Origin of the sequence: uncultured Shimia sp. (assembly GCF_913054185.1) — a bacterium.
In the GTDB taxonomy this organism is placed as follows: Bacteria; Pseudomonadota; Alphaproteobacteria; order Rhodobacterales; family Rhodobacteraceae; genus Shimia.
On sequence record NZ_CAJXIV010000100.1, the window covers coordinates 1 to 14782 of the forward strand.

Annotated in this window: 21 protein-coding genes; 5 read left to right on the forward strand and 16 right to left on the reverse strand. The window is 56.5% G+C overall.

Annotated elements, in window-relative coordinates; genetic code table 11:
* Positions 1 to 174: 174 nt before the first annotated feature.
* From rnc to folK, 11 genes are all read right to left on the reverse strand, one after another.
* Positions 175 to 855 (reverse strand): ribonuclease III, encoded by a 681-nt coding sequence (gene rnc, locus QZ517_RS16880; RefSeq protein WP_294229054.1) that lies wholly within the window; start codon positions 853 to 855, stop codon positions 175 to 177.
* Between the two features lie 8 nt (positions 856 to 863).
* Positions 864 to 1703: a signal peptidase I gene (lepB, locus tag QZ517_RS16885; RefSeq protein ID WP_294229108.1), complete on the reverse strand. Its 840-nt coding sequence runs from the start codon at positions 1701 to 1703 to the stop codon at positions 864 to 866.
* Positions 1704 to 1772: 69 nt separating this feature from the next.
* Positions 1773 to 2195 (reverse strand): holo-ACP synthase, encoded by a 423-nt coding sequence (acpS, locus tag QZ517_RS16890; RefSeq protein WP_294229056.1) that lies wholly within the window; start codon positions 2193 to 2195, stop codon positions 1773 to 1775.
* Positions 2192 to 2503: a Dabb family protein gene (locus tag QZ517_RS16895; RefSeq protein WP_294229059.1), complete on the reverse strand. Its 312-nt coding sequence runs from the start codon at positions 2501 to 2503 to the stop codon at positions 2192 to 2194. Before QZ517_RS16895 ends, acpS begins: the two co-directional genes overlap by 4 nt.
* Complete coding sequence (locus tag QZ517_RS16900) at positions 2500 to 3126, reverse strand: LysE family translocator (RefSeq protein ID WP_294229064.1); 627 nt, start codon at positions 3124 to 3126, stop codon at positions 2500 to 2502. Before QZ517_RS16900 ends, QZ517_RS16895 begins: the two co-directional genes overlap by 4 nt.
* Positions 3123 to 3575 (reverse strand): ABZJ_00895 family protein, encoded by a 453-nt coding sequence (locus QZ517_RS16905; protein WP_294229067.1) that lies wholly within the window; start codon positions 3573 to 3575, stop codon positions 3123 to 3125. Before QZ517_RS16905 ends, QZ517_RS16900 begins: the two co-directional genes overlap by 4 nt.
* A gap of 17 nt (positions 3576 to 3592) precedes the next feature.
* Positions 3593 to 4327 (reverse strand): pyridoxine 5'-phosphate synthase, encoded by a 735-nt coding sequence (locus tag QZ517_RS16910; protein ID WP_294229070.1) that lies wholly within the window; start codon positions 4325 to 4327, stop codon positions 3593 to 3595.
* Positions 4328 to 4436: 109 nt separating this feature from the next.
* A complete protein-coding gene (locus QZ517_RS16915; protein WP_294229072.1) occupies positions 4437 to 5093 on the reverse strand; it encodes a DUF2062 domain-containing protein in 657 nt (218 codons plus the stop codon).
* An 18-nt stretch (positions 5094 to 5111) separates the two neighbouring features.
* On the reverse strand, positions 5112 to 7247 hold the full coding sequence (locus tag QZ517_RS16920; protein ID WP_294229075.1) for a bifunctional (p)ppGpp synthetase/guanosine-3',5'-bis(diphosphate) 3'-pyrophosphohydrolase: 2136 nt from the start codon (positions 7245 to 7247) through the stop codon (positions 5112 to 5114).
* A gap of 27 nt (positions 7248 to 7274) precedes the next feature.
* The gene (gene rpoZ / locus QZ517_RS16925; RefSeq protein WP_164645922.1) at positions 7275 to 7628 is read right to left on the reverse strand and encodes a DNA-directed RNA polymerase subunit omega; all 354 of its coding nucleotides are present in this window, start codon (positions 7626 to 7628) and stop codon (positions 7275 to 7277) included.
* 75 nt (positions 7629 to 7703) lie between these two features.
* A complete protein-coding gene (gene folK, locus QZ517_RS16930; protein ID WP_294229078.1) occupies positions 7704 to 8264 on the reverse strand; it encodes a 2-amino-4-hydroxy-6-hydroxymethyldihydropteridine diphosphokinase in 561 nt (186 codons plus the stop codon).
* Positions 8265 to 8417: 153 nt separating this feature from the next.
* On the opposite strand from folK, the gene QZ517_RS16935 reads away from it, so the two are divergent.
* Positions 8418 to 8993 (forward strand): NYN domain-containing protein, encoded by a 576-nt coding sequence (locus QZ517_RS16935; protein ID WP_294229081.1) that lies wholly within the window; start codon positions 8418 to 8420, stop codon positions 8991 to 8993.
* Positions 8994 to 9052: 59 nt separating this feature from the next.
* On the opposite strand, the gene QZ517_RS16940 is transcribed toward QZ517_RS16935, so the two are convergent.
* Positions 9053 to 9526, reverse strand: a complete 474-nt coding sequence (locus QZ517_RS16940; protein WP_294229087.1) for a c-type cytochrome — start codon at positions 9524 to 9526, stop codon at positions 9053 to 9055.
* A 120-nt stretch (positions 9527 to 9646) separates the two neighbouring features.
* On the opposite strand from QZ517_RS16940, the gene ispH reads away from it, so the two are divergent.
* The 4 genes from ispH to rnhA all read left to right on the forward strand — a co-directional run bounded on the left by ispH (position 9647) and on the right by rnhA (position 12340).
* The gene (ispH, locus tag QZ517_RS16945) at positions 9647 to 10600 is read left to right on the forward strand and encodes a 4-hydroxy-3-methylbut-2-enyl diphosphate reductase (protein ID WP_294229090.1); all 954 of its coding nucleotides are present in this window, start codon (positions 9647 to 9649) and stop codon (positions 10598 to 10600) included.
* A gap of 72 nt (positions 10601 to 10672) precedes the next feature.
* Entirely contained in the window at positions 10673 to 11287 is a 615-nt protein-coding gene (locus QZ517_RS16950; protein ID WP_294229111.1) for a LysE family translocator, read from the forward strand.
* Complete coding sequence (locus QZ517_RS16955) at positions 11284 to 11889, forward strand: class I SAM-dependent methyltransferase (RefSeq protein WP_294229093.1); 606 nt, start codon at positions 11284 to 11286, stop codon at positions 11887 to 11889. Before QZ517_RS16950 ends, QZ517_RS16955 begins: the two co-directional genes overlap by 4 nt.
* The gene (gene rnhA / locus QZ517_RS16960; protein WP_294229096.1) at positions 11882 to 12340 is read left to right on the forward strand and encodes a ribonuclease HI; all 459 of its coding nucleotides are present in this window, start codon (positions 11882 to 11884) and stop codon (positions 12338 to 12340) included. Before QZ517_RS16955 ends, rnhA begins: the two co-directional genes overlap by 8 nt.
* Before the next feature lie 15 nt (positions 12341 to 12355).
* Here rnhA and QZ517_RS16965 read toward each other — a convergent pair whose 3' ends face one another.
* The 4 genes from QZ517_RS16965 to QZ517_RS16980 all read right to left on the reverse strand — a co-directional run.
* Complete coding sequence (locus QZ517_RS16965) at positions 12356 to 13120, reverse strand: methyltransferase domain-containing protein (protein ID WP_294229100.1); 765 nt, start codon at positions 13118 to 13120, stop codon at positions 12356 to 12358.
* A gap of 220 nt (positions 13121 to 13340) precedes the next feature.
* Positions 13341 to 13577 carry a hypothetical protein gene (locus tag QZ517_RS16970; protein WP_294229102.1) on the reverse strand — a complete coding sequence of 79 codons (237 nt, stop codon included), beginning with the start codon at positions 13575 to 13577 and terminating at the stop codon, positions 13341 to 13343.
* Positions 13578 to 13588: 11 nt separating this feature from the next.
* On the reverse strand, positions 13589 to 14494 hold the full coding sequence (gene fmt, locus QZ517_RS16975; RefSeq protein ID WP_294229103.1) for a methionyl-tRNA formyltransferase: 906 nt from the start codon (positions 14492 to 14494) through the stop codon (positions 13589 to 13591).
* A 22-nt stretch (positions 14495 to 14516) separates the two neighbouring features.
* Positions 14517 to 14782: peptide deformylase (locus QZ517_RS16980; RefSeq protein ID WP_294229106.1), on the reverse strand; the 266-nt coding region annotated here is incomplete at its 5' end.

A 14782-nucleotide genomic window follows, 5' to 3' on the forward strand; every position in this document is an offset into this window, starting at 1 on the left:
GAGCGTGGATTTGCCCGCGTTGGGCTCTCCGATCAGGGCAACGAATCCGGCGCGTTTGGTCATAGGGTCTGCCTTTGTGTCAGCCATTTTACGAGTTAAGGCGCGTCTGTAGCTTACTTTGCCAAGCAGGGCTAGGGTTAGCTTTGCAAAGGCGCTATGCGACCACCGTCGGGCTTAGGTGTTCAACTGCGCCAACAACGCGCTCGCGGCAGCTTGCTCCGCTTTGCGTTTGGAATTGTCGGTGGCCTCTGCTGAGGCGCCATTTTCAAGCTTTGCAGCGATGGTGAACACCGGCGCGTGGTCCGGCCCCGAACGTTTCACCAACTCATATTTGGGCGGGGGCAGTTTGCGTGCCTGTGCCCATTCCTGCAGCGAAGTCTTAGGATCGCGGGCGTCAGCGTCAACGGTTTTTACGCGATCGCCCCAAAGGCGCAGAATCAATGCCTTAGCCACCTCAAAGCCTGCGTCGCGGTAGACAGCCGCCAACACAGCTTCCATTGCGTCGCCCAAAAGCGCCTCTTTGCGGCGGCCGCCAGACATCATTTCGGAGCGCCCGAGCTTGAGAGCCTCCCCAAGATCAATCTCACGCGCCACATCCGCACAGGCTTCTTTGCGAACAAGTGCATTAAAACGAGGGGCTAGCGTGCCTTCGGCAGCAGATTTGTCGTGTTCCAAAAGCGCTTCGGACATCACCAAGCCAAGCACTCGGTCGCCTAGGAATTCCAGGCGTTGATTGTCTTGGCGTGTGGGAGACGACATCGAGGAATGCGTGACCGCGCGCACCAACAGATCGGGGCGGGAAAAAGTGTGCCCCAACCGCGCTTCAAGCGCCTTTAGATCTGCTGAGAGCTTCACGGGCTACCTCACTCTACGCCTTTGAAGAACCGGTCACTGCGCCACGTCCAAAAGGCAAACATCGACCGACCGGCTGACGAGAACATAATACGGTCCGCACGACCAATCAGGTTTTCATAAGGGACAAAGCCTACCCCGCGCGCGGCTTGTGGCACCCGGCTGTCAGTGGAGTTGTCGCGGTTGTCACCCATAAAGAAGAAGTGGCCTTCGGGTACGGTATAGACACCGGTGTGATCCGATTGCTGATCGGTGATGTTTAGCGTGCTGTAGCTCACCCCGTTTGGCAGGGTCTCGATAATACGGGACTTGGCGCAAACACCACCATTGCCAACCGGACCGTTTTCGCAGCGTGGCCGGTGGCCTTGGGGACCTTGCGGACCATACTCTTCACGGAACACACCGCCGTCTTCACGTTTCACCGCAACACCGTTGAGATGCACAACGCCGTTTTTGACCTGTACTTTGTCACCGGGCAATCCGATCAGCCGTTTAATGAAGTCAAAACCTGTCACCGGATGGCGGAACACCACCACATCGCCGCGCTCAGGATCGCCGCCCATAAAGCGGTCATTGCTGCCTTTTCCCATCCACCCGCAGAGATCCTTGGCATCCACATTCACGCCAATGGCGGGGATACGCACCGAGGGGCAAGACGAATAGGAGTAGCCATAGGTCATCTTGTTCACAAACAAGAAATCCCCAATCAGCAGTGTGTCTTTCATGGAGCCTGACGGAATCCAGAATGGCTGAAAAAATAGGGTGCGGAACACACCGGCGATCAAGAGCGCCCAGAAGATCGTTTTGATGGTCTCGACGATACCGCTGTCGCTTTTGGCTTTTTCCGCCATAGGGTCTGTCTCCGCTCGATTTACAGCCATTTTTGGTCTGAGGTTACATGCGGGCGCAGGGGCTTACTGTCAACCCGACTGCGTGGACTCTTGCGTGATTGCACGGGCTTCGATTACCACAAAAGCCTGCGCCCATGGATGATCATCAGTCAAAGTGACGTGTATTATAGCTTTATGCCCGGGTGGGGTCATTTTCTCCAGCCGCTCTTTGGCCCAGCCGGTGACTTCCATCACAGGCTGGCCGGTACGCAGATTGGACACCGCCATGTCTTTCCAGCTGATGCCCATGGCAAGGCCCGTGCCAAGCGCCTTGGAACAGGCTTCCTTGGCAGCCCAGCGTTTCGCGTAAGTGCCCACCGTGTCACGGCGACGTTCCGCTTTGGCCTGCTCAATCTCAGTGAACACGCGATTTTTGAAGCGATCGCCAAACCGCTCGATTGTGCCGGCGATGCGGTCGATGTTGGCGAGATCGGAGCCAATGCCAAGGATCATGAGGGCACCTCAATGTCATAGACCACGATGCCATCTGCACCGCCTTGGCACAGGCTGACAAGTTTTGCGCCAAGAGCCTTGTGCTCTGGATGGTCCGCGTAAGCCTGTAACGCCACTTCATCCTTTGCGTCAAACATGAAGCCAAAAGGATGATTGGGGGACTTGCCTTCAAAATCCCGGTTTGGGCCTGCAACAAACCCGTGGCAGCCCTCCAAACGCACAACGAGGCCAGCCAATCCCGCCAGGACAGTTTGCAGCTCTTCCTGCATGTCGTCTTGAAGATTGAGCATCACGCAGTGGCGGATCATTGCAGTCTCGCGGTCAAGATTTTGTAACCAGCAAAGCCAAAGAAGCCTGCAAAGGCGAGATCAAAAGCGCGGCTGGCGCGGCGATATCCGCGCACAATCGAAGGCGACGAGAACAGGAAGGCGTAGCCGATGAAGATCAGGATGGAGCCAGCAAACAGCGCGGCAAAGTAGCCAAACAGCGTGGCTGGCGTGGCGTCAGTTGGCGCCACGATCGCGTAGATAGACGCCCAGCTGAGAATGGCTTTGGGGTTGGTGATGTGCACGGCCGCGCCTTTGGCAAAAAGGCTGCGGAAACTACCTTTGAAAGGCGTGCCTGCAGCTGCGGTTGTGTCTTTGGCCATGGCGCGCTTCAAGGCCTTAAGGGCAAGCCAACCGAGATAGGCCGCGCCCGCATACCGCAGAAGTTCAAAAACCCAGACATTGGCCAACATGACAGCGGAAAGGCCAAGGGCAGCGGCGATGCCCCAACTGGCGGACCCAGCAAGAATGCCGGACGCAAAAGCCAAAGCAGATGATCGGCCTTCCGACATGGCGGTGCCGGCAATGCCCATGGTGGCCGGGCCGGGTGATCCGCCCGCCATGAGCCAGGCAATCCAGATTGCGATGAACTCAGGTGTGATCATGATTTTGCCCGGAGTTTTGCGGCAACTTTGATACCGTTGCGCACGCCCATGCCGAGGAAAATGCGATTTGTTAGGTAGACCAACACAACCATACCCACAAAGATCATCATCCAAACTGGGGGACTGATCACCGAAAGCACCGAAAATACGTCAAACCCCAAGACGGTCATCACGCCAATCGACGCTCCGGCAAAGACCAGTTGAATGAGTGTTGCAACAAGGGTGAGCGGCCAAGCCAAACGCCAAGCGGCCCCTTTGGGCAACGCGGCTTCAGTGTCACGGCCATGACGCATGCCCAGATCTTGAGCGGCGGTAATGGCGGGTAGCCAAACGCTCATGCCAGCGGGCAGGTCGGTGCTTGTCCATTGCGCCAACGCCAAATCAACTGCAATCACGCCCAACATGATGGCACCGTAGAAGTAGGCGTAGCGGCGAAGGTTCAATTCCATGGGAATCCTCTCGGAAGTTATGCCCGCGCGTCGTCCATCAGGCGGCGCATTTCTTCCATTGCAGGGGCAAGTCCGCGGAAAATCGACTCTCCAATCAGGAAGTGGCCGATGTTGAGTTCCATCACCTCTGGCAGTGCCGCAATCGGTTGCACGGTCTCGTACGTCAGCCCGTGGCCCGCGTGCACTTCGAGGCCGAGGGAATCGGCGAACGTGGCCATCTCGGTCAGGCGGGCCAATTCGGCGTCGCGTTCCGCAAAGCGGCCTTCGTAATGGTAGTCACAGTAGGCACCGGTGTGCAGTTCGATGACTTGCGCGCCAATGCGATTGGCAGCCTCGATCTGTGGCTTGTCGGCGGCAATGAAAATCGACACGCGGCAGCCTGCGTCGCGCAAGGGCGCGATGAAATGGGCCAGTTTGTTTTCCTCGCGCGCCACTTCAAGGCCGCCCTCGGTGGTACGCTCTTCGCGCTTCTCCGGCACAATGCAGACCGCGTGCGGCTTGTGGCGCAGGGCGATGGCCTGCATCTCTTCGGTGGCGGCCATCTCGAAGTTGAGCGGCACGGAGAGGGCTTCCATCAGCGCGTCGATGTCTGCGTCGGCAATATGGCGGCGGTCTTCACGCAGGTGCGCAGTGATACCGTCAGCACCAGCCTCTTCGGCGAGTTTGGCGGCGCGCACCGGATCCGGATAGGCCGAGCCACGTGCGTTGCGCACGGTGGCCACGTGGTCAATATTCACTCCCAAGCGCAGCATCGCATTTCCTCCGGACATGTTTGATCATATTTCCCGCGAGACTACGGGCAGTGTCTCACAAGGAAAACCGGTTTTTTGTGTGGGTACAATTTCAGGTCAACCGAGGTGGTCAGCCGTCCTGCTGGATATTGGCAGCTTGCTCTTCGGCCAAGGCGCGGGCTTTGGCGATGCGTTTGGCAAATTTGGCGGACCGGCGTTTTTGATAAGCCCGGATCACCGGGACGGACAGGTAGTACATCACGGTTGCGGTGATGATGCCCGGAATGATGCCGCCTATCATATACGGGTAGAACACCTCGTCAAAGAAGATGCGCAACCCGTGCCAGTCCGCCACATCATCCGTAAACATGGCCCAGAAGTTGTACCAAAGATCCGCACCTGCGTTGGCAAATTTGCCAGCAAGCGTGCCCTTGTCCCCCTCCTCAAACTCGGTGCCAAGCAGGAAGTGTCCCGTTTTGAGAGACACCACACCAATTGGCAAATAGGTGAGCGGATTGCCAAAGAAGGTGGCCAGAAGAGCGGCCAGGAAATTACCGCCAAGAATGCGCGCCAGCAGTGCCGCGACCACAAAGTGCATGGTGTAAAACGGTGTGAAGGTGGTGAAGACGCCCGCCCAGATGCCACGCCCGATGGTTTCCGCAGATCCCGGCAGTCGGTGCAAACGATGCTGCACATACCGCGCCGCCCGTCCCCAGCCACCGCGGGGATAGAAAAACTCTCCAATGAGGCGGAGAAACGGTCTTCTATCGCGGCGCTTGAATACCACGGGGGTTCCTCGAATTCATCAGGTCGCGAGCGGGCTGCGGACCAAATCTGGGTTTCTGTAGCGTTCGATTTCGGCCACGTCGGTTTCCGCCTCCAAGGCCAACATCAGCTTATGCAGATGTTCAGCGTCGCCGAGATCCACACTGATCAGAAGTCTGAAAAAATCTGGTTTCCGGTCCAAGAACACCATGTCAGAGATATTGGCCTTGTTCTCACCAATCAATGTGCAAAGTCGTCCCAGGACCCCGGAATCATTCCCAATCGTGATCAGGAGCTGCACCGTGTAGATTGGCTTGTGCTTGCCCGCGTGCCAATGCAGATCAAGCCAACGCTCCGGCTGATCCTCGTAGTTGGACAGCGCGTCACAGTCGATGGCGTGCACGACCACGCCCTGGCCACGGTAGGTGATGCCTACAATACGCTCTCCAGGAAGCGGCTGACAGCACGGGGCACGCTGGAAACTCTGATCGACGGACAGGCCAATCACGGCCCGCTCTGACGCCACTTCGTCGGTCTCTGCCGGGGCCAGGTCAGGGTAGACGGTTTGCAGCACTTCTTGTGCCGTGAGTTCCGCGGACCCCAAACGCGCCAAAACTTCGTCCTTGTTTTTTAGGCGTAGATGTTTCGCAGCAAGACCGAGCGCCTTGTCAGTGGATTTCTTACCCACGTGCTCAAAGGCGGAACGGGCCAATTCCGCCCCCAAACGCACATAGCGGTCTCGATCCAACTCGCGCAGGGCGCGGCGAATGGCGGTGCGGGCTTTACCCGTTTTGGCAATATCGAGCCATGTGGCCTGGGGCATTTGTCCTTCGGCGGTAATGACCTCAACCGATTGTCCGTTTTTGATGCGGGTCCAGAGCGGCACGCGGCGGTGATCAACCTTGGCACCAACACAAGCGTGACCGATGCGCGTGTGAATCGCATAGGCGAAGTCGATCGGAGTGGCCCCACGTGGCAGCTTCACCACTTCGCCTTTGGGCGTGAAGCAGAAAACCTGATCCGAATACATCTCCAGCTTAACCGCTTCGAGGAAGTCTTCATGATCTTCTTCGGCATCAAACTGTTCGGTCAGGCCGGAAATCCATTTGACCGGATCAACCGCAAAAGGGTTTTCCCCACGCACGCCATCTTTGTATGACCAATGGGCCGCCACACCGGATTCCGCCACGTCATGCATTTGTCGAGTGCGGATTTGCACCTCGACACGGCGGCCATTGCGGCCAGACACAGTGGTATGAATAGAGCGGTATCCGTTAGATTTGGGCTGGCTGATGTAATCTTTGAACCGACCCGGCACCGCGCGCCAGCGTTGGTGAATCATGCCCAGTGCACGGTAACAGCTGTCTTCGGTATCGGTAATGATGCGAAAACCGTAGATGTCGGACAAGCGAGAGAAGCCTTGGTCCTTCTCCTGCATCTTGCGCCAAATGGAATAGGGTTTCTTGGCGCGACCAAAGACTTCGCCTTCGACACCATTTTCCCCCAGCACCAGGCGCATGTCCGCAGTGGTGCGTTCGATCACATCGCCGGTTTCTTTCTGCAACGTGATGAAGCGGCGCATAATGGACGCGCGACCATCCGGGTTGAGCACCTTGAACGCAAGATCTTCGAGTTCGTCTCGCATCCATTGCATCCCCATGCGGCCTGCAAGTGGCGCATAGATATCCATGGTTTCACGCGCCTTTTGCCCCTGTTTGTCGGGGCGCATGGCCTTGATGGTGCGCATATTGTGCAGACGGTCGGCCAGCTTGACTAAGATCACCCGCAGGTCTTTGGACATGGCCATAAACAGCTTGCGGAAATTTTCCGCCTGTTTGGTTTCGGACGAAGACAGCTGCAGGTTGGTCAGCTTGGTGACGCCATCAACCAACCCTGCAATTTCACCGCCGAACAATTCTTCCACAGACTCATAGGAGGCTTTGGTGTCCTCAATGGTGTCGTGCAAAAGCGCCGTGATGATGGAGGCATCATCCAGGTGCTGTTCGGCCAATATCCAGGCCACTTCGATTGGGTGAGTGTAATAGGGTTCGCCAGAGTGGCGAAACTGACCATCATGCATCTCGCGGCCATACTCATAGGCCGCGCGAATCAAGTCTTCATTGGTCTTGGGATTGTAGGCGCGAATGAGATTTACGAGATCGTCCGCAGGGATCATTTGCGCCCACCCATAGTCTTTGAGGGCTTAGCCCTGACCTTGCGCTTCCATCAGGGCACGCAGCAGTTTCTCTTCGGACATGTCGTCCTCTTGCGGCGTGTCCGGCTCAGAGCCCATCAGAAGCGCCATGCGGTCTTCTTCTGGTTCGTCAACTTCGATCTGGCTCTGGTTGGCCTCAATCAGACGTTCACGCAGCTCATCTGCGGTCTGAGTTTCCTCAGCAATCTCACGCAGCGCCACCACCGGGTTCTTATCGTTGTCACGATCCAGAGTGATTGCGGCGCCAGCAGACACCTCACGGGCGCGGTGGGACGCAAGCATCACCAGCTCAAAGCGGTTTTGAACTTTGTCTACGCAGTCTTCAACGGTCACGCGGGCCATCGGGCACTCCAATTGTTATGGATCGAGTCAGAAATCGTGTGTGTAAGGGGGATTGTACCCCTTGACAAGCAGGTTTCAAAGGGGCCGCGGCTCTTTCTGAGCGAATTCCGGCAAATCCTCTAACATTTGGGCCACAGAGCATCCTGTGACCGGATGCTTCCAGTCCGGTGCAACGTCCATCAGCGGCGCCAACACAAAAGCACGGTCTTGCAAACGTGGATGCGGGAGAATCAGATCTGCCGGAGCCTCTTGGGCCTGCAGCTCAGCCGACAGGTCTCGCCAATGCGTCCAAACCGAGGAATTTGGCAGCACCTGCGACTCATATCCAATTAAGTCAATGTCCAGCGGACGGGTGCCCCAACGGGTCAAACGCTCCCTCCCAAAGGCACTCTCAATTTTGTGCAATTCTGTGAGCACCTCTTGAGCGGAAAGCTCCGTTTCAATTGTCGCCGCTGCATTAATAAAATCCGGCCCCGCGCCTATCGGAAAACAAGGGGTTTGAAAGAATCGGCTAACTGCGCGAATATGAACAGCATTCCGGTTCAAATGAATTAAAGCTTCTTGCAGAGTTTGAATTGGTGAACCAAATTGAGATGGCAAATTACCACCAAGAGCTAATAGACCAAAACTACTCACTTTAATCCCTATCTAATTTCCTAGTTGGACAGAACTTACCGCAAATGCTTGCGACCCCCGTAAATATCACTATTTTGAACGTGCTGTCACGCTCACTCCAAATTTTCACTCACGGGACATTCCAGGCGCGGCAGAGTTAGAAAGGACATTTTGATGTTTTACAAAGACGAACGGCTCGCGCTGTTCATAGACGGTTCGAATCTGTACGCGGCTGCGAAGTCGCTCGGGTTCGATATCGACTACAAGCTTCTGCGGCAGGAATTCATGCGTCGCGGCAAGCTGCTTCGGGCTTTTTACTACACAGCGTTGCTGGAGAATGACGAATATTCGCCGATCCGCCCGCTGGTAGATTGGCTACATTACAACGGCTTCACCATGGTGACCAAAGCGGCGAAGGAGTACACGGACTCCCAGGGGCGTCGTAAGGTCAAGGGGAACATGGACATTGAGCTGGCGGTGAACGCGATGGAACTGGCGCCACATGTGGACCACATCGTTTTGTTCTCGGGAGATGGGGATTTCCGTCCGCTGGTTGAAAGTCTGCAACGCCAAGGCGTGCGTGTGTCGGTGGTGTCCACCATCCGCAGCCAGCCGCCGATGATCTCTGACGAATTGCGTCGCCAGGCTGACAACTTCATTGAGCTGGATGGCTTGCGTGAAGTGATTGGCCGTCCACCGCGCGATCCATTGCCAGAACATGCACGCGAAGCAGAGATGGCAGACGACTGACTCGCGCTATGACCAATTTGAAAAGCCGGGGCTGATGCCTCGGCTTTTTTGTGCCTGCATCATCCTTGCTGATCATTCATGCCGTTGTGCATTTTGATCACCCGATCCGGCCAGGTGCTTTTGATGTACCCCAGCACATTCAAGATGTCCTGATCACTCAGGCTGTCTTCAAACCCCGGCATATTGCTTTCGTACCCCTGCCCCACAACGGCAGCGCTGCCTTGCTTCGTGATCGCAAAGAGCATTGCGTCAGGATGGTGCCAGGTATGGCCCGATTGGTCATGGGGTGGCGCTGGCATCAGACCATCAGAGGTGCGTTGTTTCCAGTTGGGCTCCCCTTCCAAATTGGCCCCATGACAAGAGGCGCAATTTTCTACGTAAAGCGCCTTGCCCTGCGCCACACGAGCAGTGTCATCGTAAGGCAGCCGAAGTTTGGCATCAGTGGTATCAACTGGGCTGACCACAGATAACACGATAAACCCTCCGACAATTGTTATGCCAAACGCCGCCCAGCCAAGTTTTGAAACCGCCATAGTCTCTCCTACAGTTCAGATTCTCTCGCGCTAACAGCCTGCCCCGCTGGAAGGTCAAGCACTGGACGTTTCTTCGCAGAAACTCTACCTGTTGCAGCAAGATCACCGTGGAGACCGCTTATGAACAAGCCCCCCCTCACCATTCATCTTGCGGCCCCACGTGGCTTTTGTGCCGGAGTCGACCGGGCCATTAAGATAGTGGAAATGGCCCTGCTCAAATGGGGCGCGCCGGTCTATGTGCGGCACGAAATTGTACACAACAAATACGTCGTGGACGGACTGCGGGACAAGGGTGCGGTGTTTGTGGAAGAACTCGATGAATGCCCCGATGACCGGCCGGTGATTTTTTCGGCCCATGGCGTTGCCAAAGTGGTGCCTGCGGAGGCCAAGCGGCGCGAAATGATCTACGTAGATGCGACGTGTCCTCTTGTGAGCAAAGTGCATATCGAGGCGGAACGACACAGCGAGAACGGGTTACAGATCATCATGATCGGCCATGAAGGTCACCCTGAAACCATTGGCACCATGGGGCAGCTGCAAGACGGCGAAGTGCTGCTTGTGGAAACTGTAGCCGATGTGGCGTCTGTCGAAGTGCGCGATCCAAGCAAGCTTGCCTTTGTGACCCAAACCACTCTGTCGGTGGACGACACCAAAGGCATTGTGGCCGCCTTGAACACGCGGTTTCCGGAGATCGTCGGCCCCCACAAGGAAGACATCTGTTACGCCACCACCAATCGCCAAGAAGCGGTAAAAGAAGTGGCCCCCAAAGTTGACGCCATGCTGGTGGTAGGCGCCCCCAATTCATCCAATTCCAAGCGGCTCGTCGAAGTGGGCGCCAAAAACGGGTGCAGCTACTCCCAGTTGGTGCAGCGGGGCAAGGATATTGATTGGCGGGCGCTGGAAGGGATTTCATCACTGGGCATAACAGCCGGGGCCAGCGCACCTGAAGTGCTGGTCAATGAGGTCATTGACGCCTTTCGGGACAAATTTGTCGTGACGGTGGAATTGGTCGAAACCGCCGTGGAACGGGTGAACTTCAAAGTACCACGCGTGTTGCGGGATGTGACCGTTTAAGTAAGCTGCCTCTGAAAAGCCAAATCACGCCACGTCGATGGCGTGAAGAAAATCAAAGTTGGGGAGTATGCCGTGCTGTCTTTGCAATTTCTTGTCACTGCCTTTGTGGTGGTGATCGCGCCCGGAACCGGGGTCATTTACACGCTTGCGATGGGCTTGGGCCAGGGCCCACGCGCCGCGCTTTGGGCGGCATTGGGCTGCACCTTTGGAATTGTGCCGCACCTGTTGGCGGCGACATTGGGATTGGCGGCCGTGCTGCATACGTCGGCTCTCTTGTTTAACGTCGTAAAATTTGCCGGCGTGGCCTATCTGCTTTACCTCGCCTGGCAGGCGGTGCGCAGCGGCGGGGCATTGGCGGTTACTGCAGAGCGGCAAGCACAGGCCGGATTTGTGATTGCACGCCGTGCAGCCCTTATAAACATTTTGAACCCGAAACTCTCAGTGTTCTTCTTAGCGCTGTTGCCGCCATTCCTGAGCGGGAATGCCGCGACGGCGACAATGGAAATGGCGCTGCTTGGTGGGGTATTCATGGCGCTGACCTTTGGTGTGTTTGTGCTCTACGGGTTGTTTGCCGCCAAAGCCCGTGACCTGCTGCTGAGCAGTGAGCGGATGATGACTTGGCTGAACCGCAGCTTTGCCACGATCTTTGTGGCGCTGGCCGGACGGCTGGCAATGGAACGCGCATGAGCGATGAGGAAACACTAGCGGTCTATGCTCAAGCCGCCGAAGACTACGCCGACCGGTTTTCCAAGGTCGAAGATGCCGATGTGGACCAATTCAGCGACCTGACTGCATTTTTTGACCTGCTGCCCGACGCGGGCCTCGTTTTGGACTTGGGCTGTGGTCCCGGTCAATGGGCTGCGAAGATTCGCGATGCAGGCTATCGCGTCGTGGGAATGGATGCCTCCCCAGAGATGGCGGCGCTGGCCAAAAAGCGATTTGATCTGGACGTAAAGGTGGGAACATTTGATCAGTTGCAAGTCGAAGCCGCCTACGATGGTATCTGGGCCAACTTCAGCCTGCTGCACGCGCCCAAGTCGGAGATGCCGGAGCATCTCGACCGCATTTATCGTGCCTTGAAGCCCGGCGGGGCCTTTCACATCGGCACCAAGTTGGGGGACGGTGAACAGCGCGACCATCTTGGACGGTTTTACAGCTATTACGAAGCGGGCGAATTGACCGGACTTTTGCAAGACGCGGGCTTCACCGTTGTGCGAAAAAGAACCGGCAGCGCTGTGGGATTGGCTGGCAGTGACGACACATTTGTCATACTGACCGCGCATGGCTGATTTGATTGCATATACCGATGGCGCGTGTTCCGGAAACCCTGGTCCAGGAGGCTGGGGCACCCTCATGCAAGCGAAGGACGGTGACACCGTCATGAAAGAGCGAGAGCTCAAAGGCGGCGCGGCGGACACCACCAACAACAAGATGGAGTTGATGGCCGCGATTATGGCACTTGAAACGCTGGAGCGGCCCAGCACCATCACCGTGGTGACCGACAGCACCTATGTGAAGAACGGCGTGACGGGATGGATTTTCGGCTGGAAGAAAAACGGCTGGAAGACCGCCGCCAAAAAACCGGTTAAAAATGTAGACCTGTGGCAACGGCTTGATGCGGCACAGGCGCGGCACACAGTGACTTGGGAGTGGGTCAAGGGCCACGCAGGGCATCCGGAAAACGAGCGCGCAGACGAATTGGCCCGCGCGGGTATGGAGCCGTTCAAGTCTGGAAAGTAGCGCGTGCGGATTTTACTACGCCGCCGCACCCGGATCAGAACTTGCTGACCACCGCTGTTGGTAATCGCTTTGAAATACTTTGCGTGAGCCACCACGCGCAGACTTCAGCGGCTTGCGCACCGCGTACGACAGGATGATTGGCCCGTCAGGCAGCTTGCCCTTAAGGCGCGGGCGCACCCCCGTTTCGTTCGGGTTGGTCGTGGTCACGGCGCGGTTGGCATACACTGGCAGAATTGGCTGTAATACACATTCCAGTATCTCGTAGCCTAGGGTTTTCTGCCAAAAGCCATACACCATCTCTGGCGTAATCTGATAAAAGCCGTGATTGATCCAATTGTTACATGGGCTGTGCCCAATCATCACGCCACCAGGTTTGAGCATTCGGTCGATGTTACGGTACGCGGTGGGCAGATCAAAAACATGCTCACAAGTGCCGCCGTCATAAATAACATCAAACTTGTTGTGCAGCGTCTTTGGCAGCCAATCCGCGAGATCTTGAACAATCGTGGCGTTCTCAAAATCTGACACGTCCATGCTGTCGACATTCTCAAAGCCGATCTTGTGAAAGAACGTCTCCGAGTAATCATCATTTGGGTTGGTGAGGTCTTCCTCGGAGAGGCCCGGAAAGCGCTCTTCCAAAGTGGCGGCAAACATCGCAGCCGAACGTTTGCGGCGGCTGCCAAGCCAACGTTGACGCCCAAGCATCAGGAAATTGCCACTGAGGTCGTTGTCGCAGACGACGTTCATCAGCCGCATCGCCAATGTGTCTGGAATAGCCATTTTCCACCCTACTCTGTCGCCCGTTAAAAACGGTCGGATTTGCTATCTGCTCGACAATTGGACTTCCGTGGTGCCGAACCACATTTAAGGTGGTCACGACGCCGAACATGCCTTCACTCAATTGGGCACTTAGGGGGAGCTTACCCGTGAGGCGCGCAAGACGTCCACAATTTTCGGCTTTTAAGCAAGCTTTGGTTAACGATTTGGGGCAATCAAACGCTCAACGGCGAAAGTGCGTTGGCACGATGACCAGCGCACCTACGGAAGACAGGATTGCGTTTAAGCCCGGGCTGCCAAAGCCAATGCGAAACATGCTGCTGATCATAAAGAACAGAAACGCCCCACCGATGCAGATGATGATCGAGGGGAGATATCCATTGCGGGTAAAGCCACTGCGCTCGGAGAGATAACCGACAATACCTGCAATAATCACCGTTCCGAAAAAGGAGAAAAACACTGGTGTGCTCCTTACAGTTGCTGACCTTTGGTGAGCGGGAAACCCCGCAGAAAGATGTGGGCAGCTTGAGCGCCTTTACCAGCACGTTGCAAGCGCAGGAGTTGTACAGCGCCGTCGCCACAGGCCACGGTCAGGGTGTCATCCAGCAGTTCACCGGCTTGACCGCTGCCGTCTGTAAGGCGTGACGCGAGCAGTTTCACACGCTGGCCGTCAATTTCGGTCCAAGCGCCGGGAAATGGAGACAGACCTCGAATTTTACGGTCCACTTCGGCCGCAGGTGCCGACCAATCTATGCGGGATTCCGCCTTGTCGATCTTTTCAGCGTAGGTAACACCCTCGTCAGGCTGAGGCGTAGCGGTCAGCTCCGAAAGGTGCACCAAAGTGTCAACGATGGCGGTAGAACCCAGAGCGGCAAGGCTGTCGTGAAGCTGCGCGGTCGTTTCTTCCGCACCAATCTCAAGCACGCGTTCCATCAGCACAGGACCTGTATCCAAGCCGGCATCCATCTGCATGATGCAGACTCCGGTTTCTTTGTCTCCAGCCATGATTGCGCGATGAATCGGCGCAGCGCCACGCCAGCGCGGCAGAAGGCTGGCATGGATATTGAGACATCCGTGGATGGGCGCATCAAGCACATATTGCGGCAGGATCAGTCCATAGGCGACAACCACGCCAACGTCAGCGTCGATACTGGCAATCAGGTCTTTGGACTCATCTGTGCGAAGCGACTTCGGATGAAGCACGGTCAGCCCCAACTCCAAGGCGCGGGCATGAACCGGCGTGGGGCGGTCTTTTTTGCCGCGTCCTGCGGGGCGCGGCGGCTGGCTGAACACAGCGACGATTTCGTGCCCCGCATCAACCAAAGCGTTCAGGACGGAGACAGAAAACTCGGGGGTGCCCATAAATAAAATGCGCATGGTGCTGTCTCCAGTTCTTGGGTTAACGACGCTTTTGCGCCTTTTTGATCAACATGGACCGTTTGGTTTTGCTCAGATGATCAAAGTACATCTTGCCGTTGATGTGGTCGATCTGGTGCTGCACGGAAGTGGCCCAGAGACCTACAAAATCCTTTTCAACGGTCTCACCGCTTTCATCCAAATAACGCACGGTCACGGCGCGCGGGCGCTCGATCTTGGCGGAGACGCCCACAAGATTTGGGCTGGCCTCTTCGTGCTCGCGTGGTTGTGCGGAGGCGTGCAGGATTT

What these genes read in the sequence shown, in the direction of transcription:
- lepB (WP_294229108.1), bottom strand. Translation starts at nt 1,703, where the DNA reads ATGGCGGAAAAAGCCAAAAGCGACAGCGGTATCGTCGAGACCATCAAA.
- acpS (WP_294229056.1), bottom strand. Translation starts at nt 2,195, where the DNA reads ATGATCCTTGGCATTGGCTCCGATCTCGCCAACATCGACCGCATCGCC.
- QZ517_RS16895 (WP_294229059.1), bottom strand. Translation starts at nt 2,503, where the DNA reads ATGATCCGCCACTGCGTGATGCTCAATCTTCAAGACGACATGCAGGAA.
- QZ517_RS16900 (WP_294229064.1), bottom strand. Translation starts at nt 3,126, where the DNA reads ATGATCACACCTGAGTTCATCGCAATCTGGATTGCCTGGCTCATGGCG.
- QZ517_RS16905 (WP_294229067.1), bottom strand. Translation starts at nt 3,575, where the DNA reads ATGGAATTGAACCTTCGCCGCTACGCCTACTTCTACGGTGCCATCATG.
- QZ517_RS16910 (WP_294229070.1), bottom strand. Translation starts at nt 4,327, where the DNA reads ATGCTGCGCTTGGGAGTGAATATTGACCACGTGGCCACCGTGCGCAAC.
- QZ517_RS16920 (WP_294229075.1), bottom strand. Translation starts at nt 7,247, where the DNA reads ATGATCCCTGCGGACGATCTCGTAAATCTCATTCGCGCCTACAATCCC.
- rpoZ (WP_164645922.1), bottom strand. Translation starts at nt 7,628, where the DNA reads ATGGCCCGCGTGACCGTTGAAGACTGCGTAGACAAAGTTCAAAACCGC.
- QZ517_RS16935 (WP_294229081.1), top strand. Translation starts at nt 8,418, where the DNA reads ATGTTTTACAAAGACGAACGGCTCGCGCTGTTCATAGACGGTTCGAAT.
- QZ517_RS16940 (WP_294229087.1), bottom strand. Translation starts at nt 9,526, where the DNA reads ATGGCGGTTTCAAAACTTGGCTGGGCGGCGTTTGGCATAACAATTGTC.
- ispH (WP_294229090.1), top strand. Translation starts at nt 9,647, where the DNA reads ATGAACAAGCCCCCCCTCACCATTCATCTTGCGGCCCCACGTGGCTTT.
- QZ517_RS16955 (WP_294229093.1), top strand. Translation starts at nt 11,284, where the DNA reads ATGAGCGATGAGGAAACACTAGCGGTCTATGCTCAAGCCGCCGAAGAC.
- rnhA (WP_294229096.1), top strand. Translation starts at nt 11,882, where the DNA reads ATGGCTGATTTGATTGCATATACCGATGGCGCGTGTTCCGGAAACCCT.
- QZ517_RS16965 (WP_294229100.1), bottom strand. Translation starts at nt 13,120, where the DNA reads ATGGCTATTCCAGACACATTGGCGATGCGGCTGATGAACGTCGTCTGC.
- fmt (WP_294229103.1), bottom strand. Translation starts at nt 14,494, where the DNA reads ATGCGCATTTTATTTATGGGCACCCCCGAGTTTTCTGTCTCCGTCCTG.